The sequence below is a fragment of the Steroidobacter flavus genome, assembly GCF_042651805.1.
GTDB classification, from domain to species: domain Bacteria; phylum Pseudomonadota; class Gammaproteobacteria; order Steroidobacterales; family Steroidobacteraceae; genus Steroidobacter; species Steroidobacter flavus.
In genome coordinates, this window is record NZ_JBHSDU010000003.1 from 261,715 (window position 1) to 286,330 (window position 24,616).

Here is a 24,616-nt window from a genome sequence, read left to right on the forward strand (position 1 = left end):
ATTGTTCATGCACGCCCCGCCCGTTCGCCTGGCGACCTATGCGCCGCGGGCACCCGATCGACACCGACAAGGGCAAGAAATTCCTCGACCCGGCCCGTAGGCTGGCCGCCCTATGAATCATCGCATCTACGACACGACGACCACCGTCGGACCAGCGCGCTATATGGTCGCGCGCAGTAATTTCCCGGCTGATCGGGTTGTGCTTCGAACGTATGAAGGCGGCCACATGGCGTACACCAGCGAAGCCGCCCTCAAGGCACTGACTGCCGACGTGCGCGCCTTTATCGGCGCGAAATAAAGCTGCGCACAGCCTGAGTGAATCGATCCAGATTCGAGTCGCCATCGAACACAGTGTGCCCGGTGGCGAACTCGCCTACGACCAGCCGCTGCGTTGGAATACTGGCGTGATCGAGGATGTAACGACCGGCGTAGAGCGGCGTCGTGATGTCGTAGATGCCGGCGCCCCAGAACACCCGTAGCTCCGAATTCTTCTGCATCGCTGCGCCGACCAGGCCGGCCGGATTGGCCAAGGCCTCGCCCTTGAACTGCCACTTCGAATTCACATCCAGATTCAAGGTGCGGTAGTTGTCCTTCGCCGGGAACTTCAGCTCATTCGTGAAGTACTCGTGCACCAGCCCGGCGGTCGAGCCGCCTGCGAACATCGATGGATCGTCACGCGGTGGCTGCTTGTCCGCGTACTCCGCCAGGCTGCCGGTGGCTCTCGCATCGAGCTGTCCGGTGCGCAGTCCACGATCTTTCAGCAGGTTCAGCATGAAGGTGGGCTTTGTGATGCGAAGGTTGTTGTCGGCGATGAAGTCTGCCGGCAAACCGATGCGCTTCGACAACTCCTGCGCGATGCGCGCCTTCTCCGCAGGCGGCAGTGAATCGCCCTGAATCAACGCGGCGATGTACTCGCTGCGGGCAAACTGCACGGCCTCAGCGAATATCTGCGCCGGCGTGCGTCCCTGCGCGTCCACCTTGCCATGAAACGCCGCCGTCGCTGCAAACGTCGGCAGCGTGATCACATACGGCATATCGGGCCCTTCCGGCCCGCCCGTCATCGACAGCAACAACACGCCGATGATGGGCAGCTCGGGCGCGGAACTCACAATCTGTGACGCCCGCGTGGTGCCGTAGCTCTCGCCACAGATGAATAGTGGCGACGATTCACGATCGTTCTGCTTGCGCCACGCTTTGATGAAAGTCACGACTGAGGCCGCGTCGCCTTCGATGCTCCAGAACGGCTGACCGTCCACATTCGGCAAAGGCCGCGAAAAGCCCGTGCCGACCGGATCGACGAACACCAGATCCACGGTGTCGAGCGGGCTGTAGGGATTGTCGATGAGCTTGCGTTGTGGCGGCTCGCCGCCGATGCGGCGGGGACCGAAGGCGCTCATATGCAGCGGCGACGAGGATGCGCCCGGCCCACCGTTGAATACGAACATCACAGGACGACTCGCGCGGTCCTTCACGTCCTCGCGCACATAGGCCGTGTTGATCATCGACGCCGCCGGCTTGCCGTCCGGCCCGTCCAGAATGGTTTCCGCCACCGTCGCGGAATACTTCACCCGCTGTTGATTGAAGGTGCCGACATGCTTGGTCACCGCCACAGCGGGCTCGGCGCCCGCCAGACCGGCGGTCAGGATCAGGACCAGCAACAGGACGGTGCGCCTCATGGGCTCCATGCTCCGAAAAATGGCAAACGTAGCGAACATCCTATGCGGCAGCTGCAGGCATTTCTTTTCATTCCACGCGCAGTCACCCCCGGGTGAAGCATGCGTTATACTCCGGTAAGCCTGCTCGGAACATAAGCTATGCCATCCGAACTCGACACCATCGATTTGAAGATCCTCAATCTGATGCAGCAGGACGCGTCGCTGTCGACCGCGGAGCTGGCCGAGCGGGTCGGCCTGTCGCAGTCGCCCTGCTGGCGCCGTATCCAGCGCATGCGTGAGGAGGGTTACATCAAAGCGCAGGTGGTCATCGTCGACCGCCTCAAGCTCGGCTATCACATGCAGATGTTCGCGCAGGTCAAGATGACCCGGCTCAGCGAATCCGAGCGCGCCGACTTCGTGCGGCAGATCCAGGGCATTCCGGAAATTCTCGAGTGCTACACGGTGTTCGGCGAGATGGACGTGATGCTGAAAATCATCGCGCCCGACGTCATGTGGTATCAGGAATTCATCTTCTCCACGCTGCTGAAGCTGCCCGGCGTGCAGGACGTGCGCTCCATCGTCACGCTCGTGGAAATGAAGAGCACGACCGCGGTTCCTCTCAAAACCAGGAAGCCGCGATGAGCCTCACCCGCAGAGCCGTACTGGCCGGCGCGGCGGCGCTGCCTGCGTTGTCGAAAGTTGCGGTCGCCGAGTCGACGGCGGCCCCGGCGCTGCCGGCAAAGTCCGCGTTTGCTCGCATGCCGATGACTTATCTGGATTCGGGCTCGACGCATCCGATGAGTCTCGGCGCGAAGGCGGCGCTGGAAGAATATCTGCGCTTCAAGACGCAGGACGGCTCGCTGCCCGGCTATAGCGTCGGCGCGATGGAAAAGGCCGTGTTCGAAAGCTTCGGCCGCTTGATTGGCGCCTCGCCGGATGAGCTGAGCTTCGTGCAGTCGACGACGATGGGCGAGAACCTCGTGCTCCAGGCGCTGGGCTTCCCGCAAGCGGGCGGGCGCATCGTCACCGATGTGCTGCATTTCTTCGGATCGTTCTACACCTACGGCGAGCTGGGCAAGGCTGGCATGGACGTTGTGACTTTGCCGATGACGTCGGAGGGGCGCATCGACATGGCGGAGATGGAGAAGGCCATCAACGATCGCACGAAGCTCGTGTCGATCAGCCTCGTCTCCACCATCAATGGCTTTCAACATGACTTGAAACGGGTGTGCGCTATCGCGCATGCGCACGGCGCTTATGTGTATGCGGACATCGTTCATGCCGCTGGCACGGTGCCTACTGACCTGCGCGCGAGCGGCGTCGATTTCGCGGCGTGCTCTTCCTATAAATGGTTGATGGGCGATTTCGGGCTGGGCTTCTTGTATGTCCGCCGCGAAGTGCAGAACAAGATCAAGCGGCCGTGGTGGGGTTATCACCAGCTCGCCAGCTTCCGCACCCACGTATTCCCTCTCGACGAGCCCGGGCCGGGCGTCGCGAGCTACGAAGCGTCGCCGGACACGGCGGGCCGGTTTGCGATGGGCACGACGTCGTGGACGGGCGTCGTGCAGTTGAATCATTCCCTCGCGTGGCTGGAGAAAGTCGGCGTCTCGCAGATTCAGGCGTGGCGACAGCCGATGATCGATACGTTGCAGAAGGAGCTTCGGGCTCGCGGGTATCAGCCGCTGACACCCTTGGACTCGCGAACGTCGCTGGTCGCGTTTGCTTTGAAAGATGCGAGGACGAAGCTGAGCGATCTGCTCAAGACGGCGAATGTGAGGATCACGGTGTCACAGCACCGGTTCAGAGTGTCGGTGGCTGTGTTCAATGATATGAACGACGTCGACCGGCTGCTCGACGTTCTACCTCGGAAGCCGAGCTGATTCGGAGGCATCGGCGGCCGGCAGCGGCGAACGCACCCACTTCCGAAAGGACAAGCTGCATTTCAGCGCGGATGAACTTAGCCAGCCCTCCGCGATGGACTTGGTCGGGCCTTCTGCTGAGGTAACAACAACTCTAGCTCACGCCCGCCAAGATGTTTTATGCGAGGCCCCCTGGGCTCTACCTTGGCTTCTTTCCGTGCACGAGCACGAACGGTGAGCTTGTCTCTTTCTGAAAAGAAAAAAACTTATTTAAAAATGTAGTTCCCCCTCCCGTTCACGGGAGGGGGCCAGGGGGTGGGTCTTCAGGTCAAAAATTTAAAGCTTCGTCGGGTCCGCTTCCAAAATCGAAGCCGCGCCCTGCTTCACAACCCGCGCCAACGTCTGCGCCTCCGGCAACAAATTCGCCGCATAGAACCGCGAGATCTGCTGTTTGGCCGTGAAGAACTCCGGGTCCTCCGATGCCTGGCGGACAGAAAGATCGTGCGCCTTGGCCGTCAGCCAGCCACCAATAACGACACCGCCGAGCATCAGATAAGGCACGCAAATCGCCAGCGCCCCTTCCGGATCCTTCAGCACCGCCGCCGTCGCTTCCTTCAACGCAGCCACACCTTCCAGCGCGGCCGTCTTACTAGCGACAACACCCGCATCGCTGGAAGAAATCTTCTCCAGCTCCGCCTGCATGTCAGCGATCAAAGCATTCATCGCAGCGCCGTTGTCACGGCCGACCTTGCGACCGACCAGGTCGCCCGCCTGAATACCAGTCGTGCCTTCGTAAATCGGAGCGATGCGCGAGTCGCGCAGGATCTGAGCGGCGCCGGTTTCTTCGATGAAGCCCATGCCACCGTGGACCTGCACGCCCAGCGACGCCATCGTCACACCGAGCTCGGTCGACCAGCCCTTCACGATGGGAATCAACAATTCGCCGCGAGCCTGCGCCTTGGCCTTCTCATCGCCATCCGGCAGATGCTTGCCCAGATCGAGCTGCATCGCTGCGTACAGCGCGACCGCGCGAGCGGCGTCGGTGTAGGCCTTCTGAGTGAGCAGCATGCGCTTCACGTCGGGGTGATACGCGATCGGCGCCACCTTCGAGCCTTCCGGCACATTCCGCGCCTTCGGCTTGCCCTGAACGCGAGTGCGCGAATATTCGAGGGCCTGCTGATACGCACGCTCTGCGAGCGCGTAACCTTCCAGGCCGACCGACAGGCGCGCGGCGTTCATCATGATGAACATATATTCGAGGCCGCGATTCTCTTCGCCGACCAGATAACCGACCGCGCCTTCCTTATCGCCATACGACAGCACGCAAGTCGGGCTGCCATGAATGCCCAGCTTGTGCTCGATGGAAACAGTACGCACGTCGTTACGCGCACCGAGGCTGCCATCGTCGTTCACGATCACCTTCGGCACGATGAACAACGAAATGCCACGCACGCCGGCCGGCGCGCCTTCGATGCGGGCGAGCACCATGTGAATGATGTTCGACGTGTAGTCGTGATCGCCGTAAGTGATGAAGATCTTCTGACCGTACACGCGATAGTGATCGCCTTCGCGCGTAGCACGCGTGCGAATCGCAGCGAGATCCGAACCGGCCTGGGGCTCGGTCAGATTCATGGTGCCGGTCCATTCGCCGCTGATCATCTTCGGCAGATACTTTTCTTTCTGGGCCTGCGAGCCGCACTGATTGATGGCTTCGACGGCGCCTTGCGTGAGCATGGGGCACAGCTTGAACGCGAGATTCGACGAGGCCCACAACTCTTCCACCGCCGTGCCCAGCATGATGGGCGCGCCCTGGCCGCCGAACTCCGCTTCGGCGCGCAGCTGGGTCCAGCCACCTTCGACGAACCTGGCATAAGCGGCCTTGAACTCGGCCGGCATGCGCACGCCTTCGGCAGTCCACTTCGCACCGGTGCGATCGCCGATGCGGTTGATGGGATCGAGCACCCCCTCGGCAAAGCGGGCTGCTTCGTCCAATACGGCGTCCGCGAACTCGGTGGAGTAATCAGGAAGGCCGGACAGTCCGACCAAACGTTGATCGCCCACCAGCTGATGGATCGCGAAGCGCAGTTCTTTGAGAGGTGCTTTGTACATGGAAGTCAGTGTCTTAGCGGATCGGGTTACATACTGCGCCGATACTGCCCGCCGACTTCGTACAGCGCGCGGGAGATCTGGCCCAGGGAACAAACTTTAACCGCGTTCATCAGCTCGGCAAAGACATTCCCGCCGGAGGTGGCCGCATTCTGCAGTTTGCGTAGGGCATCGGCGCTATGCGCCGCGTTGCGCTGCTGGAAGGATTTCACCGCTGCGACCTGGAAATCCTTCTCTTCGTCGGTGGATCGAATCAGCGCCACGCCCTTTGCCGCCTCGTTCGAGTCGGTTTCGGAAAGGAAGGTATTCACGCCGATCAGCGGCAGCGAGCCGTCATGCTTACGCTTCTCGTAATACATGCTCTCTTCCTGGATCTTGCCGCGCTGATACATCGTTTCCATGGCGCCGAGCACGCCGCCGCGCTCGGACAACGATTCGAACTCCTTGTACACGGCCTCTTCCACCAGATCGGTGAGCTGCTCGAGGAAGAACGAGCCCTGCCACGGATTCTGGTTGTTGTTCAGCCCCAGCTCCTTGTTGATGATGAGCTGGATGGCCACCGCGCGACGCACGCTCTCTTCCGTCGGCGTCGTAAGCGCCTCGTCATAGGCATTCGTGTGCAGCGAGTTGCAGTTGTCGAACAGCGCATACATGGCCTGCAGCGTCGTACGAATGTCGTTGAACTGAATCTCCTGCGCGTGCAACGAGCGGCCCGACGTCTGCACGTGATACTTCAACATCTGACTGCGCGGGCCGGCGCCGTACAGATCGCGCATGGCACGTGCCCAAATGCGACGAGCGACACGACCGATGACCGCGTACTCCGGGTCCATGCCGTTGGAGAAGAAGAACGACAGGTTGGGCGCGAAGTCGTCGATCTTCATGCCGCGAGCCAGGTAGTACTCGACGATGGTGAAACCGTTCGACAGCGTGAAGGCCAGCTGGCTGATCGGATTCGCACCGGCTTCGGCGATGTGATACCCGGAGATGGACACGGAATAGAAGTTCCGCACCTTGTTGTCGATGAAGAACTGCTGCACGTCGCCCATCATGCGCAGCGCGAACTCAGTCGAGAAGATACAGGTATTCTGCGCCTGATCTTCCTTGAGGATGTCAGCCTGCACCGTGCCACGCACCAGCGACATCGCCTCGGCCTTCAACTTCGCATGTTCCTCCGCGCTCAACACGCCTGGCGCGATCAGCTGGTCGCTGGTGAGGCCCAGCAGTGCGACGCCGGAGCCGTCGTGACCTTGCGGCAGGTCGCCGTTGTAGATCGCTGAGTCAAGGCCCTTGGCGCTCATCTCCTTTCGAAGCTCAGCGATGCGCTTCTCAGCGGCTTCCCAACGACCTTCTTTGCGCAGGAAACGTTCGACGCGCTGATCGATGGCCGTGTTCATGAACATGGCGAGCAGCATCGGCGCCGGGCCGTTGATGGTCATGGAAACAGACGTCGTCGGCGCGCACAGATCGAAGCCGGAATACAGCTTCTTCATATCGTCGAGCGTCGCGATTGACACGCCCGAGTTGCCGGTGCGGCCATAGATGTCCGGACGCGTGTCCGGGTCTTCGCCGTACAGCGTCGTCGAATCGAACGCCGTCGACAGACGCGTTGCGCCGTGACCGCCGGCGAGATAATGGAAGCGACGGTTGGTTCGCTCCGGGCCGCCCTCGCCCGCGAACATGCGAATCGGATCTTCTTCCTCGCGGCGATACGGATACACGCCGCCGGTGTACGGATAGCTGCCCGGCAGGTTCTCGGACAGGATGAACTGCAGCGTCTCGCCCCAATCCTTGAAACGCGGCACGGCGATCTTCGCCATCGCATTGCCACTCAATGACGTGACGTAGTTGTCGCCGGTCACGTTCTTGTCGCGCACTTTGTACGAATACTTCTCGTCGGTGACGCCCTTGACCCGCTGCGGCCAACGCTTCAGCTCACCGACACCCTCGGCGCCGATCTCGTCGAGCGCGTTGTTATAAGCGGCGCGCAGCTCGCGACGAGTCGCGTCGATGGACTGATCGTTGAGATCGCTCTCGGGGAATCGATCCAACGGTCCCGGCAGACGCGCATCATGCAGAGCGCGCAACGTCTCATACACGCCAGACGCGCGACGAGCCGCATCGACCATCGAGTCGATGTTTGATCGAACCTTGCGGCCCGCGCTGGCGATCTCGGCGAGATAGCGGCTGCGCGTGCCCGGAATCAGCGGATCGCGGGACACGAATTTGATCGGCCCCACATCGCCCGGCGACCACTGACGGTCCTTCAGTTCCGGCCGCCGCTCGTTGACGAGCTGGCACAGCCTCGAGAACAGATGATTGACGCCAGGATCGTTGAAGCGGCTGGCAATGGTCGGAAACACCGGCAACTCTTCATCCGGCAGACGCGCGCGATCGGGATGATTGCGACGCCACTGCTTGCGCACGTCACGCAACGCATCTTCAGCGCCGCGCTTCTCGAACTTGTTGAGCACGATCACGTCGGCGAAATCCAGCATGTCGATCTTTTCGAGCTGGCTGGCCGCACCGTATTCGCTGGTCATCACATACGCCGACACGTCGACCATGTCCGCGATCTCGGTGTCCGACTGGCCGATACCGGCAGTCTCGACGATGATCAGATCGAACTGCGCGAGTCGCAGCAGGCCGATCACATCCTTCAGCACCGCGCTGGTCGCGAGGTTCTGGCGACGAGTTGCGAGCGAGCGCATGAACACATTGGGCGCGGCGAGCGAATTCATACGAATGCGATCGCCCAGCAAAGCGCCGCCGGAACGACGACGCGTCGGATCCATCGCCACGACCGCGATGTTTCGATCCGGGAAGTGACGCACGAACCGCTGCAGCAGCTCGTCGTTGAGACTGGATTTACCGGCACCGCCCGTGCCCGTCAGACCGATGACCGGCGCGCCGCCCTGCACCTTCCCAATCGCCTTGCGAATCTCCTGACCGGCCGCGTCGTCGTCGCTCGTGCCTTCCAGCAAAGAGATCGCCTGCGCGAGCTGATGATGGTCGCGCGGGTCCAGGGAGTTACCGGCACCGAACGCATAGTTCGGCTTGGCGGACGCCGCGACGCGCTTGAACACGTCGTCGATCATTCCATCCAGGCCCATGCGCCGGCCGTCTTCAGGCGTATAGATCTTTTCGACGCCATGCTTTTCCAGCGCCGCCACTTCATGCGGAGCAATCGTGCCGCCGCCGCCGACGATGACGCGAATGTGATCGACGCCCTGTTCGCGCAGCATGTCGACCATGTAGGCGAAATATTCGTTATGTCCGCCCTGGTAGGACGACACGGCGATGCCGTCCGCGTCTTCCTGAATCGCCGCGCGCACGATGTCCGCCACGCTGCGGTTATGACCGAGGTGCACCACCTCAGCGCCATGGGCTTGGAGCAGGCGGCGGATCATGTTGATCGCGGCATCGTGACCGTCAAACAACGACGCGGCGCTGACGAAACGCAGCGGGTGCGCCTCGGGGCGGGTCGCCCGGTTGTCGGCACGGAAAGGCAGGACAGCGGCTGTATTCATGGTCGCCTCGAGGCGAATCTGGGGTATTCAAGGGGCAGATTAGAGCCTGGACTCTAATTTACCCGCGAGTATATTTAGCCCGACCCCGCCGGGTCAATCAGGCACCCGCACCGTCCAGCCTCAGGCTATGATCCGACGCCTTACCTTAGTCAGGAGCAGTTCCCCGGTGGCAGGTCGACAGGCGCGCAAAAACACTCCGCAAAAGGCCAGCGGCCCGGCCCTCTGGGCGTCGGTCGGCGCGCGGGTCCGGGATCGGGAGCGCAAGCGCGACGCGGTCATAATGACGGCGGCCCGGGCGTTCCGGGAGCGCGGTTACCACAACACCTCCCTGGACGACATCGCCAGCGAGCTGAACGTCACCAAGCCGACCGTCTATCACTACGTCGAGAACAAGGAACAACTGCTGTTCGAATGTTTCCGGGCCGGCTTGAAGCTGATCATGGACGGCATCGAGGAACAGCGTGAATCGACGACCACGGGGCGCGAGCGACTGGCGGCGGTGATCGCGCGTTATGCGGAAGCCATCACGTCGGACTTCGGCTGGTGCATGGTGCAAGCCGAGAACCAGGACCTCAGCCCGACCATGAGCCGCAAGGTGAAGTCGCTGAAATCCGAGATCGACCAGGGCATCCGCGCGTTGATTCGCGCCGGCGTCTCGGACGGCTCGATTCGCGAGTGCGATGAGAAGATGACGGCGTTCGCGCTGGCGGGGGCGCTGAACTGGATCGCTCACTGGTATCGCAGCGACGACAAGCTCGGGGCCGCCGAGATCGCGCTTCGATTCGTCGATTTGTTCGAGCTGGGATTGCAGCCGCGCAAGTAGGTGCCTTCGGCGATACTCACTGGCAGCCGCATCAGACTTGTGACAGCGGCGCGAATTGAAGCCTATGTCGCGCTGTTCGGCGCACCACGCTCCGCGACCGCCTTGTCCAGCGCGGCTTGTAACTTCCCAAGCGTCTCGACCATGCGCGGCTGATCGACGCTGCCGCTGGCAAGGAAGCCGGCCGCCATCCGCTCGAGATCGCCGGCATGGCTGCTGATCTCATCGAAATGTAACATCGCACCGCTGCCATGCATGCGATGAGTCAACGCCTCGATCTCGCGGATCACATCCAGATTGCCGCTCGCGGCGTTATCGATCAGGGTCCGCAGCTGCACGACTTCTTTGGTGACGCGCTCCAGATAGCGTCCCGCGATCTGGACCATCTTGGCACGCAGCTCTTCGGGACCGCTGGACATTACAGGCCTTCCCAGATGGACAACACATGCTCGGCCAGCAGCATGGGGTCGAACGGCTTGGCGATCACCGCCGCCGCACCGAGCGCTCGGAAGCGAGCGACTTCCTGCGGCATGGCCTTGGCGGTCATGAAGATCACGGGAATGGATTGCAGCTCGGGCTGACTGCGCATCTGCTGCAAGGTCGTCGGCCCGTCCATGTTCGGCATCATCACATCGAGCAAGACCAGATCCGGCTTGCTTGCCTGCATGCTCTGTAACGCACGTGTGCCCGAATCCGCGGTGTTCACCGACAACGTCGGCACGAGCCCGAGCGCCATCTGCACGATCTCACGAATATCGGGCTCGTCGTCGACGTACAGGATCTCGCGAAGGCTGTCTCTGTTCATGACTAGTGCACCTCTCCCTGCGCGCCCGACGAGCTCGGGCGAAATGCGATGGGAGAATCACCCTGCAGGCACATGGTGTAGCGATTACGCCCGTCTCTTTTGCTCGCGTACAGGCATTGATCGGCAATTTCGAGCAAACCCTTGAAGCTCAGGTCACTAGTTAACATTTGTGCGGCTTCGCCGCCGCCGATGCTGATGGTCACGGGGACCCGCCCCACCGAAGTCTCGATGGGCGCTTCCGCCATGCCGCTCACCAGCCGCTGAGCAACGATCTCCGCGCCGCGCAGATCGGTATCGATCAACACGATCAGAAATTCCTCGCCGCCGTAACGACCGATCCAGTCGCAAGCCCGAGGCAACATATCTCGCAACCGGCGATAGGTATTCCGCAGCACCTCATCGCCGATGGCGTGACCATACCGGTCGTTGATGCGCTTGAAATAATCGATGTCGAGCAGCAGCACGGACACCGGATGATTGAAACGTCGCGTACGCTCCAGCTCCAGCGACAACTGCCGCTCCAGATAACGTCGGCTGTAAGCCCCGGTGAGCGCATCGGTGTTCGCCATCTGCCGCTTTTGATCGAGCGCCCGGCGCAAGGCCTGCTCGAGACTGACGATGCGTCGGGCATTGCCGAGACGCGCAATCAACTCCGGCGCCGAAATGTTCTTCTTTCCCAGGTAATCGTCCGCGCCCGCTTTCAAGCCCGACACGATATCGGCGCTGGCGTTCTGCGCCGTGAGCAGGAAGATATATAAGTAGCCGGGATAGTGTCCCTCGCGCGCCCGCTTGCACAGCGTGACGCCGTCCATGCCCGGCATGTTGCGATCGGTGATCATGATGGGACAGAACTCCGTGTCGAGCAGCTTCAACGCTTCCTCGCCGCTGGAAGCCACGGCCGTCTGATAACCCGCTTCCTGCACGACCGCGACCAGATAGTCCCGCGCCTCCGGATCGTCATCGACGATGAGCACCCGCAGTTCCGGCTGCAGCGCGCTGAGCTCCAGCGTCAGCGTCTGCTCGAATACGCTGGGATCGGATTGCATGACGGGTCAGCCGGCTTCGGTACGCCGTGGCGTGCTCGCGGTGTTCGGAGCAACTCTGGCGCCCGCTTCCGCCTCACGCAGTAACGCTTCGATGTTCGAGGCGATTTGCTGGGAGGGCTGTGTTTCCTGACCGGGCGTAAACGATGAGCAGCCCACGCGTGCCGTGAACGATTCGAGCGGGGTCAACAAACGCGCGGCCAACGTGGCACTCAAGCGAGCACCGACTCCAGCCGCGGCGGCAGCGTTGGTCTCGGGCAAAACGACAGCAATACGCTGCACGCCATCGTGCCCTCGATAGCGGGTCGCGAAATCGATATCGACCCGAACACTGTCGCTCACAATCTCCACCGCTTGCGCCAACGTATTGGCGACCGGCGCACCGCTCTCCGACTCCAGCTGTAACACCAGCACGGACAGATTGCGACCATACCGGGCGGCGCGCTTCACTTCAGCCCGCATCCGATCGGCCAGCACGCCGCTGGCCACATCGCTGACCAGACCGGTGCCCTGCTGTTCTCTCACAGCGTGTAAGGCCTGCCGCATCTCGACCGCCCGGAAGGCGGCGCGAATGGCGGCGACAATTTTCGCGTCCGGTGCCCGCTTGCTCAGATAATCGTCCACGCCGGCGAAATAGCCCCGCTCGTGCGAGCTGTCGTCGTCGAGCACCGTGAGCATGATGATGTAAGTTTCGCTGTCGCCCTGACTGCGCAAATTCTCCGTAAGACGAATGCCATCCATGCGCGGCATCTGCCAATCGGTGATCACCACAGGGAACGATTGAGTCTGCAACAGCTCCAGCGCGGCGCTGCCGTCGCTGACGGTATGCGTCTCGAAGCCGAGCGATTTGAGCCGGTCCGCCATCAGCTCCAGCTCGAGCTCGTCATCGTCGACCAGTAGAATACGTTGAACGGGTCGGTTGGCAGCTCCGGTCACGGATGCGTCATGAACGTGGCTCATGGGAGCGATGGCTCGATGTTTGTGAGAATTTTCCGGTAGCTTGGGCCCGTGCGCCGCCGCATAAGATCAGGTAGCCCATGCCCTGTGCATGAGTGATTCCCGCAATCCTCCGCCGATAGGAAGTGCATGGCAAAGGCGCGTATATGAGGGCGCTGTCATAAACGTATTAATAGAACTCCAGGCTGCACGAATCGGGCTCTGTCATTGGACCGACACGATCAGACGGAACAGCGCGTAAGAGATGAACAGTTGCAGCTCCTGTTCGCGGGGCTGCCGTCTTCCTTGCTCGCTACCCTGCTACTGCTGACGCTCACCGTCGCGGTCACGCATCTTGCTGGCGGCATCCATATCTATCCGGCCAGTTTGGGGATTCTGTTCGTCACCGCGGCGCGCTTCGTGCTGTGGCTGGCGTATGTGCGCCATGCCCATCGTGAAAACATTGCATGGTCAACGCTGTTCTTTATCGGCTCGGTCGCGGCCGGTGCGGCGTGGGGATTCGGCGCTGTCATCGTGTTTCCTGTCGGCGATGTCACGGCGCAAGCATTTATCGCTTTTGTGATCGCCGGCGTATCGGCCGGCGCCGTCTCGACGCTAGCCATCGAGAAGTGGACCGCGCTCGGCTTCGTGTTGCCCTGTGTGGTGCCCTTCGCAGTCCGGTTGCTGCTCGAGCCTGGCGCGTACAGCACCACGATGGGCGTGATGGTCACAATCTATGCGGCCGTGATCTCCGCGTCCGGCATTCGCCTGAGCCAGCACATCACCGAGAACATCCTGCTGCGAATGCAGGCCAGCGAACAGCAGCGCGCACAGGAACGATCGGAGCGCGCCCTGGCCCAGGCCAATCATCGATTACGGGATTTCATCGACGCCGCCGATCACGTCGCCATCATCGCGCTCGACAGTAACGGCATCGTCACAATGTTGAATCGGGGCGCCGAGAAAATGCTCGGCTATTCCGAACAGGAGCTGACCGGCAAGCTGACTCTGGAGCTGCTGCTCGACCCTCACGAGGTACTGGAAGTCGCCAATGAACTGAGCAGCGCGGACCGCCGCCTGTTCGGCCTGGATGCCTTCCTACAATACAGCCGCGAAACCGGCTCGTTTCGCCGTGAATGCATGTTCATCGGCAAGAACGACCAACGCGTGCTCGTGGATCTCGTGCTCACGCCCACGCACGGCAACGGCGACGCCGACACCATCACCGGCTTCCTCGCCACTGCGATCGACATCAGCGAACGCAAGCGTGCCGCCGAAGCGCTGATCCGAATGAATCAACGCTTTGTGCTGGCCGCGCATTCGGGTGGCATGGGAATTTGGGACTGGGACCTGGTGGCCGATACGCTCACCTGGGACGCACGCACCTACGAGATCTACGGCGCGCCGCGCGATGTGAAGCCCGACATGAGCTACATGCTTCGCACCGTTCACCCGGACGATGTGGAGCGCGCCCGTGGCGAGCTGATGGGGGCGCTCAGCGGCAAGCAGCCACAGCTGCGCACGACATTCCGGGTCATCTGTCCCAGCGGCGAGGAGCGCATCGTCAGCGCCTCCGGCCTGACCTTGCGTAACGCCAGCGGTCGCGCCGTTCGCATGACCGGACTGATCTGGGACATCACCGAAAACCGGCGCGTCGAGCGCATGAAGAACGAGTTCGTGGCCACGGTCTCGCACGAACTGCGTACCCCGCTGACCTCGATTCGAGGCTCGCTGGGTCTGGTATCGGCCGGCGTTGCAGGTAAGCTGCCCGAGCGCGCCGCCGGGCTGGTCAACATGGCCCTGAACAATTGCGAGCGCCTGACGCTGCTGATCAACGACATTCTGGACATGGAAAAACTGGAATCCGAAAAACAACGTTTCGACGTGCGGCGCATGGACGTGAGCGAGCTGGTGAAACGCTCGCTGGAGGACAACGCCGGTTTCGCGCAATCGCTCAGCGTGCACTTCGTGACGCCCGAGCCGTTGTGTAACACCCCCGTGCTGGTCGACCCGGGTCGCTTCCTGCAAGTGATGGCGAACCTGTTGTCGAACGCCAGCAAGTTCTCGCCCGCCGGTGCGGCCATCGAAGTGACGGCCCGCTGCAATCAAGGGCGCGTGCGCGTTTCAGTCCGCGACTACGGCAAAGGCATTCCGCCAGACTTCCAGCCGCGCATATTCCAGAAGTTTTCTCAGGCCGACTCGTCGGACTCGCGTAGTCGCGCCGGCACTGGCCTCGGCCTCGCGATCAGCCGCGCCATCGTCGAACGGCTCGGCGGTCACATCGGCTTCGATACCGGGCCCGGCGGCACGACGTTTTATTTCGAGCTGCCGGACGCCGACAGTGTCGCCGCGCAGACCCTGGCCCTTCAGCAGTCGCATGTGTCATGAGCTCGCAGCGCCTGCCGCTTCGTAACAGCGACATCGTCGCGATGCTGTTGATTGCGCTGGGCGTCGTGGTTGCCGGCGGCTGGATCCTGGGCAGGCCGCTGACCATCACTGTTGGCCTCGACAACATCGGCATGACCATGAATGCCGCGCTCAGCTTCATCGTTGCCGGCCTGGCACTGACCTTCGGGCAGCCGCGCGTACGACTCGGGCTCGCGGTGCTGCTGTCCATTCCCAGCGTGCTCACCTTGTGCGAGCACATGTTCCAGCTCGACCTGGGCATCGACGATCTGTTCGGCAACTCGTGGATCCTGCATGCCGCGCCTCATCACGGCCGCATGGCGCCGCAAGTCGCTGCCGGCTTCGCATTCGCAGCCGTGGCGCTCGCTCAACTCACCCGTCCGCAGGACAGCCGCCTGCATTGGCTCGGGCCGCTGGCCACCGGCGTCGTGTTTCTAATCGCACTGGTCTCGTTCTTCGGCCGGGTGCTTCGGCTCGATATCATTTATGACTGGCATTACGCGACGCGCATCGCGCCTCACACCGCCATTGGCTTGTTATTACTGTCGCTCGGCCTGGCGCAAATCGCTTATCGGCGCTCGTTCGACAAGGTCGACGATGTTTCCAACGATTCCCGGCGCATTCTGGCGGTCAGCACGGCGGCCATGCTGGCGATCACCATCACCTGCGCCGCCGTGTGCTTCGCCGTCGTCGTGCGCCACAGTCACGATCTGCAACAGACCACGCTGGCTCGCGAGCTGCGCAACCAAGTCGAGCTCATCAGCACCGAGATCGCCGGCCAACGGCAGGAAAGCGAACGGGTGGTGTCGAGTCAGTCGTTGGCTCAAATCATCGCGCGCAGCTCTCCGGAAGTCAGTGTGCCCAGGTTACGCGAGAGTTTGCGGGACTGGGCTGAGCGGCGACTGCCTCTGAGCCGCGGCCTGCAGGCGCTGGATCTGATCGATGCCGATGGTCATTCGCTGTTGCAGTCGGGCTCGTTCGGGCCGCCGCCCAGCAGTGTCGTGCGCCTCGATGACCAGGTGCGCATCGAAATCGGCAACGAAGCTCATCTGTTGATCGAGCGGCCGACGCCGCCCGATGCCGCCGGTCGCAGCGGCTTTATCAGAATGCAATTCGCTCTGCCGCGCCTGAACGCCGCCTTGTTGTCCGACCGGACCACCACTGAATTCGACACCTCCATCTGCCAGGCCCTGAGCGCGAACTCGATGCAATGTTTGCGATTGGCCTCTTCACCGCTGGCGACATTGCCCATGGCGCGCGACACGGCCGGCCGTGCCGGCGCGCTGAACCTCGCGTTCAGTGGCAAGAGCGGCGTGACATTGGGAGCGGAGCCCAGCGGCGCCCGTTTCTTTGCCGCGTATGGCCCCATCCCCGGCACGCCTTTGGTGACCGCGCTGACGACGCCGCTCGACACGCTCTACAGCGACTTGCGTCAGCGCTTGAACATGCTGTTGCTGCTGATGATTGGACTGGTCGGCGCGGCTGCCTGGCTGCTCCGCTGGCAGATTGCTCCGCTGCTCGCCAAGGTCATCGCTGCCCGTTCGCGCGCCAACGACAGCGCAATGCATCTCACCGCGATCATGAACACCGCCGGCGACGGCATCATCACTGTGAATCGGGTCGGAACCTTGTTGTCCGCGAACCCCGGCTTTCGTCGGCTGCTGGGCTCGGAGTCGACCGAACTGGTCGGCGAGAATCTCACCAAACTGCTGCCCGGGTTGCAGTTGCTGATCGATGAGCACGGCATGTACTCGCTGGCCTATTGCGCCGGCGAGCCGGCAGTGGAATTCCAGCGCGAATCCGCCACCGGCGAGACGCTCTACCTGCAAGTGGAGTTCGCGTGGCTCGATCCAACCACGCGTAGCACGCTGGTGGCGACGGTTCGCGATCTCACATTGCTCAAGCGCGGCGAAATGGAGCTGCGCGAGACTCACGAACGCCTACAGGACAGCGAGCGTTTGTATCGCGACCAGGCGACCCGGCTTGCGACTTTGTTTGACAGCGTCGAGGATGCGATTGTCGTCATCAACGCCAGCGGCAACATCGAATCGTGGAATCACGGCGCGGAGCAATTGTTCGGCTACGCAGCCGAGACCATCCTTGGCAAGGACGCGCGCTCATTGCTGCCCGAGCCGCACGCGTCACTGCTATCGCGCTACATACAAACCCGCGAGCGCATCAAGCCCGGCCGCATCGAAATGGAGGGTCGCCACGGCAGCGGCCGGATCATTCCTATCGAAGTGTCGATTCGCGAGATGATCATCAACGACGAGCGGCTTTACGTCGCCGTGCTGCATGACATTTCCGTGCGCCGCGAAGTCGATCGCATGAAATCGGAGTTCGTCTCGACCATCAGTCACGAACTGCGCACGCCCCTCACGTCAATTGCCGGCTCGCTCTCCCTCATCTCAGGCGGCGTGGCCGGCGAGATTCCCTCGAAAGCCGCGCGGCTGGTCGGCATCGCGCGCCAGAACAGCGAACGTCTGATCCGCCTGATCAACGACATCCTGGATCTGGAAAAGGCCGAGGCCGGCAAACTGGGCTTTTCGTTGCACGTACGCTCACTGCGCGCCGAAGTGGCATCGGTGGCCGAGTTCAACCGCGGTTTCGCGCAAGGCCTCGGCGTGGCCATCGAACTGGAGGACGGCGATGACGCCGACGTGCTCATCGACAGCGACCGCCTCACTCAGGTCCTCACCAACCTGATCTCCAACGCCGCGAAGTTCTCGCCGCCCGGCGGCGTCGTTCGCATTCGCATCGACCGCGAGAAACAATTCGATGTGCGCGTGACCGTCACCGACAACGGTCCAGGCATTCCACCGGAGTTCTGCGCGCGTATCTTCCAGAAGTTCGCGCAGGCCGACGCGTCCGATAGCCGCGCCAAGGGCGGCACCGGCCTGGGCCTGTCGATCGCCAAGACCATCACCGAAAAACTCGGCGGCCGCATCGGTTTCGACACCACGCCCGGCAAGGGCACCAGCTTCTATGTGATCCTGCCCATCCACGGCCACGGCCGCCTCGGCATGCAGGGCAAGGCGCCGCCAGAAGACATGGCCATCGAGGTCGAGCGTGGCGCGTTACCGCCACGCGGTGAAATCTTGCCGCAGATCCTGCACGTCGAAGACGATCAGTCGCTCTCCGCCATCGTGCGCGAAACCCTATCGCGCAACGCCGTTGTGACTTCAGCGAGATCGGTCGCGGCCGCTCGTCAGCAGCTGGCCGAGAAACATTTCGATGCCGTGATCCTGGATGTGACTTTGCCGGACGGCTCGGGCCTGGACCTGCTGCCCCTGGCGGAGCGCGCCGGCAAGCGCGCTCCGGTGATGGTGTCTTATACGGCGGATGAGCCTTCACGCGCTTTGCGTGTCGCGGTGGATGCCGCGCTGGTCAAGTCGCGGCATTCGGTCACTCAGCTGTTAGTCACCGTGCTGGCTCAAATCGAACGAGCCGATCCTCGCGACGCTGAAACGATTCGAGCCAGCTAGCGGGAGAGGCGGAAGTGTCGATGTATGCCGGCGAACCCGGCCGGAACCGAACTCTCATCGATACGGGTTCCAGGCATCCGCGCCGGCAAAGAACGTCGGCAGCGACCAGCGTTGCGCCTCGGCGGCGGACAGAACCTTCGTATGCGATTGCCGCTTGCTCATATCGGCGCTGCGACCTTGCGTGTTGAACTCGGCGTAGTAGGCCAGCTTCAGCCGATCGGTCTTCCCCGGCGTCCATTCGCGCCAGCCTTCCGGATCGAGATCGCCCTTCACTGTCGTATTCATGAAAATGACGGCCGCGTAGTCACGCCACGGTCGCCCGAAGTAGATCCGCGCGCCCTCCTCGCCCGTGATCGTGCAGTTGTTGAACACGAAAGCGCGATCTTGATCCGGAGCCGTGCGGGCATGAGCTGTGATCAATATCTCCGGATGAGCGATAGCGTGGATCTGACAGCGCTCGAAGAACGCCTTGGAGTCGCCGAAGATGAAATCGACATGTCCTTCGATGTAACAATTCGAGAAGTACTGGCGACTCGTCGGGCAGGGCTCGGACCCGCACTTCTTGCTGCCCGCATAGAGCGTGTCCTGCGCACCCAACAGGCGTACGTGATCGATCACCGCTCGATCTCCCGTGACGGACAGCGCAACCGCCTGCGAGCGCTGGTCCGAGCGCTTGTGATAGTCGTTCTGGATGGTGAGATTTTCGGCACGGAAGTTCTCGCCGCTCACGTGCAACGTCGCCGAGCGGAACGTGCCACCTGCCGTCACCGCCCCGTCGCTCCAAACGATGACCACATCGTCAGGGCTGGCCCCCAACCCGCGCAAGCGCACGTTCGGTTTCCCGATCACGATCTTCTCGCGATACTCACCAGCCGGCAGCAGGATCTCTCCACCGCTCGCAGGCAACGCATCGACGGCCGCCTGTAACGAAAGGAAAGCCGTGCCGTTGTAGGTCGGCTGCGAGAACTTACCTCTGGGGCTGGGCACGGTCGTCAGCTCGTGCAGATATTCTTCGAGATTCGTGTAGCCATCGCGGTCGGCATCCGCGGCATCGTCCGCCGCTTGCGGATTCAGCCCGTTCGCCTGCTCCCACGCATCCGGCATTCCGTCCTGATCGCTGTCCGCCAGCGGCGGCAACGAGATGAGCGCGGGCCATCCACCGACTTGAGTCTGCGAGTCGATCAAGCCGCCACTGCGATCGCGCACGCTTTGCACGACTCTGCGATCGACACTGTCTCGCACCAGCGAAGCGCCGGATGAGTTCAAGACTCGCTCATACGCCTGCGCTGCCGGTTCCCGTGCGACCGGCGCGACGTCCGCAGGTTTTGCGAGCCGGTGCTCCGGCCCTTTCTTGCCCGACACCAGGCTCCATTGATCGGCCGGCAGCTGGCCGTCCATGGTGTTGCCCGCGAACCAGGCCTGCGCAAGCTCGTTGGAGTCATCGAATGCAATCCGTCCGGTCGACGCCGGGCCGGGCAGATAAGTGTTGTCCTCGAAGTTATATTTGACGATTGACGCTTTCACGCCCGTGTCGGCGTTGTAGCCAGAATGTTTGCCGCCCCAATCGTAGAAAACATTCGAACGATAATCATGCAATGCGCCAACCGGATCGCGTTCCGGCGGCACTGGATTGCCGGGCCGAGGATTGCGGCCTTGATGATGCGCCCACAGGTTGTGATGAAAGCTGATGCGCGTGCCGTAACCGCCAGCGATCAGCGAGCCATAGCCATGCGTGCCCTTCACGTGCACCGATCGATTCAATGACTCGGCAATGATCGACCACTGCACGGTCACGTCGTAGAACCCGGTCTGCGGATCTTTGAAGCCGTTATTAACCGACAGCGTCTCGTCGACGGACCAGCTGGCGGACACATGGTCCAGAATGATCCGTCGACCGCTGCGCACCCAAATAGCATCGCTCTCCGCCCGCCGCTCATCGCCCAGGCGCGAGCGGATGTAACGGACCACCACGTCGTCCGCGGCAACGATGAGCGGGTGATTCTTCAACGTGATGCCGTCGCCCGGCGCGCTCTGGCCTGCAATCGTGATGCGCGGTTGTTTAATGTCTAAAGGCGTTTCGAGCGCGATGGTCCCCGACACGTCGAACAGAATCGTCCGCGACTCCGCCAGCTCGACTGCGGCACGCAGGCTGCCCGGACCGGAGTCATTCAAGTTTGTGACTTTGACGACGCGTCCGCCGCGACCGCCAAGCGACAGCCGGCCCGCCCCTTCGGCGCCCTGGAAAGCCACGGGCGATTCAGCGTGTCCTCCGGCCACGTTCGAAGGCGCGCTCGGGGGCGACGAACAGCCCGCGAGCGCCCCGAGCATCGAACCATACATTGCAACCAGAAGACGCGATCTCATCATCCGACTCCCTCCCGCTCAAAATCTCAAGCGCACACCCGCGAAGTACTGACGCCCCGTGCTGCGGTACTGTGTGACCAGGGGGTTGTCTTGATATGCCCAGCGCTCGTCCGCCTGATTGGTAAGATTCAGTGCTTCTAAACTCAGCGTGACCGCATCGCTCAACTCGTACGACACCGACGCGTCGACGTTGAGCGTGTCCTCACTGCCCACGAAGTCGTTGACCAGCGGCGAATCGCACACGCCGGGATCGCACGATCCCGAAGCGACCGGATACTGCGTGACATAGCCATCGCGATAGGCACCCGACACCCGCGCACTCCATTTCTCGGTTTCGTAGTAGACGGTGAGATTGTAAGAGCCTGGCGAGGCGCCGAGCCATGGGCCCGGCTGCACCACCTGCGGACGCGCGCCGTCCGGCGTGCCTGGATCGATCACATACATCAGCTCCGAATCGATGTGAGTGTAGTTGGCCTGCACGCCCAGGTTACTGAGCAGGCCCGGCAGGAAGGTCAGGTCCTGCTGATAGATGAGCTCATAGCCCTTGATGTCGCCGCCTGGCGCCGAGCGGAACTGACGCACGTCGAACGGATTGTCGGCCCGTAGGTAAGCGATCGCGTTGGCGTTGGTCTGCTGCGCGATGAGCTGATCGATCACCTCCTGGCCCAGGAACGACGACAGCGTTTGAGTGCTGACGATGGTCTGAGGATACGAGTCGATCTTCTTGGTGAAATAGGCCGCGGACAGCAAGGCGCCTTCCGCAAAATACCATTCGACGCTGAAGTCATAGTTCTTGCCACGGAACGGGTCCAGCTTGGGATTGCCGATCGTGAGCGAGCCGCCGGTGGCGTTGCCATTGGTCGGTACCGTCAGCGCCGTGATGCTCGGCGCGAGATTGCCCAGCAGCGGACGCGCCATGACCTTCGCGGCGGCAACACGCAGCAACAGATTCGGCACGATTTCGTAGCTCACATTCAACGATGGCAGCGTATCGCTGTAGTCGTTCTTGCCCACTACCGGGCGCGAGCCAGTCGTGAACCCGTCCGATACCAGCTCCGTACGCGCGTAGCGCAAGCCGACGTTGCCCTGGAGCGAACGGTTCCAAACATCGAGCGCGAAGTTCAGCTGCGCGAAGTAACTGTCGTCGTCCTCGGTTACGGCATAGGCGTTTTGCGGCGTCGATAGATACGACAGGCGCCAGTCGCCCCACTGATTGATGCAATTGCAGTCGAAGCCGACAGCATTGCGGAACGCATCCAGATTGGGCGCGATGAAGCTGCGCGTCACGCCGGCTGGAACATCGAGGCCATCGCCGAACGACACCACGCGACTCAAATCGCTGACCGATTTGCCCAGCTCCGCCAGGCTCGGATTCAACGTCTCGGTGGTCAGTCGTTGCAGCTGCCGCGTCTCGAATTCGTAGGTGCGCACGCTGGCGCCGAAATCGAGACTGAAGACATCGGTCAGGCCAAGCTTGAAGTCGAGCCGCGCGGTTTCGAAAGTGTTCTTGACGTCGCGCTGGTACATGCGCAGCGCCGAGAAGCCCTTCACCACATCCCAGTTGTTCGGGTCGGCCGCATCGAAGCCGAATTGCATCACCGGCATCGAGCCGCCGCCGCGCTCGTCGTAAACGAAGAGTCCCTGCGAGTCCATGCGGTTGAACTCAGCCAGCAAGCCCTGGCTGTCGTTTTCCGATTCGGACTGACCATACACCGCGGCCACACTGAACCGGTCGCTGAACTCATGAGAAACGTTCAGCGACAGCTGTTTGAACTCGGTGGTGTAGAAGCTGGCATCGGCCGCCGACCGGAAGTCCACGTTCTGCAAGACCAGGTAGTCGGCCTGATTCGCATCGTTCACGTGCGCATCGAGCACGCGCGTGGCCGGCCGCCCGATCATCGCGCCTCGCATCGCCACGCCATCCGGATCGGGGATGTAACCGACCGAGGCCGGGTTGTTGTAATACTCGTAGGGCTCGAGGTTGTGCGGATTGCGACTGAATCCCCCCGCGAACACCGGCGTCGTGCCATACAACTGCTCGCCACAATCGATGGCATCCTGTGTCTCCGATGCGGCTCGCGAGGTACACGTGGCGTACGCGCCTCGACGCGTGGCCGCTGATGTCGTCCCCGATACGGTGTTGAGCGAGGCGTTGGTGTTGTTTCGATTCAGACCGACCGGCGAGATCTGGTAGTTGATCTGACCCTGCTCGAACTTCGAATACAAGCCATCGAGGCTCACGCTGGTACGCTCGGTGGGCTTCCATTGCAAGCCAAACGTGACCCCCAGCCGCTCTTGATCGAGCGCCGATTCTTCGATGGTGGGTAGCGCCGGGATGCGCGTGAGGTCGTTCAATTGAGCGTAGGCAGCGGCATCGGAACCGGACAGCGTGTTGCGCACTGATGCGTTGGAAATGCCGCTCGGCAAAGCGCTCGCGTTCGGCACAGCGAAACCGCGAATCAAATTCGGCGCCGTGGTACCGGCGAAGGTCGAGCCGCGATACGTGTAGTCCGACTGGCCTGGTGCGCGCCGATAAGCATCGATCGACTGCTCGCGCTTGTTATATGCGGCGGACATGGAAACGCCGAGCCGCCCGTCGAACCATTGATCCGCAATCAAGCCGGCGATGCGAGGATTGTGAGTTTCGCCCACCTCGTAATAAGCATCCTGCACCGAGAACGCGAGTTGCCGGCTGTCGAAATCCAGCGGCCGCGTGGCGATCAAGTCCACGGTCGCGCCCAATGAGCCTTCGTCGACTTCGGCCGTCGAGGTCTTCTGCACTTTCAACGAACTGAACAGCTCGGACGCGAATGTATTGAAGTCGAAGCCGCGGCCGCGATTCGGACTGGTGCCCGAATCGTTCGACCCTGCTGTCGACAATGCTTCGAGACCGTTGATACGCACGCGCGTGAAATCGCTGCCCAGGCCGCGCACAGTGATCGAACGTCCTTCGCCGTTGTCACGATCGATCGAGACGCCCGGCAGGCGCTGCAACGACTCGGCCAGATTCGCATCGGGAAAGTCGGCAATATCTTCTGCGTTAATCACGTCGACCATCGCGGCCGTCTCGCGCTTCTCGTCGAGCGCGCTACGCAATGCCTGCCGGTAGCCGGTGACGACCACTTCCTCGAGTTGAGAATCGCCGGCGTCCGCGGCCTCCGCATTATTCGTCGACCACAGCGCCAGGGACGAGGCCGCTCCTAGAGCCACATGCACAGCCACGCGCACGCGGCGCGGTTTCCCATGAACCAGCATGATGAATCCCCCCAAACAGTTGTCGTATGTGTTCGGTCCGCTGAATTTTTCCCGGCAAAACTCACTGACACCGGTAGCAATCCAGACCAGCTTTTAGCCAAGAGAAATCCCTCCTCTGCAATTTTCGAGGCCGTGCGGGTGGCGACAGCGAGTTATCGCTATCACTTGAAATGACTTTTACATATCAAAAAATAGATTTCAACAGCGGAAAACAGCGTTTTCGTGTCGAACCGGTGGTTAGATGTACCCGCCGCGGGCGCGATCCCTTCCAGTAGCGAGGTCGCTCGGGGATCTGTTAGCCTCGTAATTCATGACACCGGTGGCATACGCATGGACCACAACAAGTACTGGA

The 24,616-nt window shown here is 61.9% G+C and carries 15 protein-coding genes; 6 read left to right on the forward strand and 9 right to left on the reverse strand.

The window, feature by feature from the left end; translation table 11 throughout:
* Positions 1–112: 112 nt before the first annotated feature.
* Positions 113–298, forward strand: a complete 186-nt coding sequence (locus ACFPN2_RS06630; RefSeq protein ID WP_380595835.1) for a hypothetical protein — start codon at positions 113–115, stop codon at positions 296–298.
* Here the strand turns inward: ACFPN2_RS06630 and ACFPN2_RS06635 are convergent.
* Positions 282–1,676, reverse strand: coding sequence for a S10 family peptidase (locus ACFPN2_RS06635; protein ID WP_380595836.1), 1,395 nt, complete (start codon positions 1,674–1,676; stop codon positions 282–284). The genes ACFPN2_RS06630 and ACFPN2_RS06635 overlap by 17 nt on opposite strands.
* A 138-nt stretch (positions 1,677–1,814) precedes the next feature.
* Here ACFPN2_RS06635 and ACFPN2_RS06640 point away from each other — a divergent pair, with 138 nt between their 5' ends.
* Positions 1,815–2,297 (forward strand): Lrp/AsnC family transcriptional regulator, encoded by a 483-nt coding sequence (locus ACFPN2_RS06640; protein WP_380595837.1) that lies wholly within the window; start codon positions 1,815–1,817, stop codon positions 2,295–2,297.
* Positions 2,294–3,535 (forward strand): aminotransferase class V-fold PLP-dependent enzyme, encoded by a 1,242-nt coding sequence (locus ACFPN2_RS06645; RefSeq protein ID WP_380595838.1) that lies wholly within the window; start codon positions 2,294–2,296, stop codon positions 3,533–3,535. Before ACFPN2_RS06640 ends, ACFPN2_RS06645 begins: the two co-directional genes overlap by 4 nt.
* Positions 3,536–3,850: 315 nt before the next feature.
* Here the strand turns inward: ACFPN2_RS06645 and ACFPN2_RS06650 are convergent, their stop codons facing one another.
* Positions 3,851–5,623 carry an acyl-CoA dehydrogenase gene (locus tag ACFPN2_RS06650; RefSeq protein ID WP_380595839.1) on the reverse strand — a complete coding sequence of 591 codons (1,773 nt, stop codon included), beginning with the start codon at positions 5,621–5,623 and terminating at the stop codon, positions 3,851–3,853.
* A 26-nt stretch (positions 5,624–5,649) separates the two neighbouring features.
* The gene (locus ACFPN2_RS06655) at positions 5,650–9,150 is read right to left on the reverse strand and encodes a methylmalonyl-CoA mutase family protein (RefSeq protein WP_380595840.1); all 3,501 of its coding nucleotides are present in this window, start codon (positions 9,148–9,150) and stop codon (positions 5,650–5,652) included.
* Between the two features lie 166 nt (positions 9,151–9,316).
* Between ACFPN2_RS06655 and ACFPN2_RS06660 the strand changes: the two genes are divergently transcribed.
* Positions 9,317–9,973 carry a TetR/AcrR family transcriptional regulator gene (locus tag ACFPN2_RS06660; RefSeq protein ID WP_380595841.1) on the forward strand — a complete coding sequence of 219 codons (657 nt, stop codon included), beginning with the start codon at positions 9,317–9,319 and terminating at the stop codon, positions 9,971–9,973.
* Positions 9,974–10,035: 62 nt separating this feature from the next.
* On the opposite strand, the gene ACFPN2_RS06665 is transcribed toward ACFPN2_RS06660, so the two are convergent.
* The 4 genes from ACFPN2_RS06665 to ACFPN2_RS06680 are packed head-to-tail and all read right to left on the reverse strand — an operon-like array spanning position 10,036 to position 12,778.
* Complete coding sequence (locus tag ACFPN2_RS06665) at positions 10,036–10,389, reverse strand: Hpt domain-containing protein (RefSeq protein ID WP_380595842.1); 354 nt, start codon at positions 10,387–10,389, stop codon at positions 10,036–10,038.
* Positions 10,389–10,775, reverse strand: a complete 387-nt coding sequence (locus ACFPN2_RS06670; protein ID WP_380595843.1) for a response regulator — start codon at positions 10,773–10,775, stop codon at positions 10,389–10,391. The genes ACFPN2_RS06665 and ACFPN2_RS06670 overlap by 1 nt, the downstream gene beginning before the upstream one ends.
* A 2-nt stretch (positions 10,776–10,777) precedes the next feature.
* A complete protein-coding gene (locus tag ACFPN2_RS06675; protein ID WP_380595844.1) occupies positions 10,778–11,821 on the reverse strand; it encodes a diguanylate cyclase in 1,044 nt (347 codons plus the stop codon).
* Between the two features lie 6 nt (positions 11,822–11,827).
* Positions 11,828–12,778 (reverse strand): response regulator, encoded by a 951-nt coding sequence (locus ACFPN2_RS06680; RefSeq protein WP_380595845.1) that lies wholly within the window; start codon positions 12,776–12,778, stop codon positions 11,828–11,830.
* Positions 12,779–13,027: 249 nt separating this feature from the next.
* Between ACFPN2_RS06680 and ACFPN2_RS06685 the strand changes: the two genes are divergently transcribed.
* Together ACFPN2_RS06685 and ACFPN2_RS06690 are read left to right on the forward strand one after the other, a co-directional pair.
* Positions 13,028–15,142, forward strand: a complete 2,115-nt coding sequence (locus ACFPN2_RS06685) for a PAS domain-containing sensor histidine kinase (protein ID WP_380595846.1) — start codon at positions 13,028–13,030, stop codon at positions 15,140–15,142.
* On the forward strand, positions 15,139–18,645 hold the full coding sequence (locus ACFPN2_RS06690; protein WP_380595847.1) for a PAS domain S-box protein: 3,507 nt from the start codon (positions 15,139–15,141) through the stop codon (positions 18,643–18,645). The genes ACFPN2_RS06685 and ACFPN2_RS06690 overlap by 4 nt, the downstream gene beginning before the upstream one ends.
* A gap of 54 nt (positions 18,646–18,699) precedes the next feature.
* Here ACFPN2_RS06690 and ACFPN2_RS06695 read toward each other — a convergent pair whose 3' ends face one another.
* Both ACFPN2_RS06695 and ACFPN2_RS06700 read right to left on the reverse strand, forming a co-directional pair.
* A complete protein-coding gene (locus ACFPN2_RS06695; RefSeq protein WP_380595848.1) occupies positions 18,700–21,012 on the reverse strand; it encodes a pectinesterase family protein in 2,313 nt (770 codons plus the stop codon).
* Positions 21,013–21,027: 15 nt separating this feature from the next.
* A complete protein-coding gene (locus ACFPN2_RS06700) occupies positions 21,028–24,264 on the reverse strand; it encodes a TonB-dependent receptor (protein WP_380595849.1) in 3,237 nt (1,078 codons plus the stop codon).
* Positions 24,265–24,616: the final 352 nt, after the last annotated feature.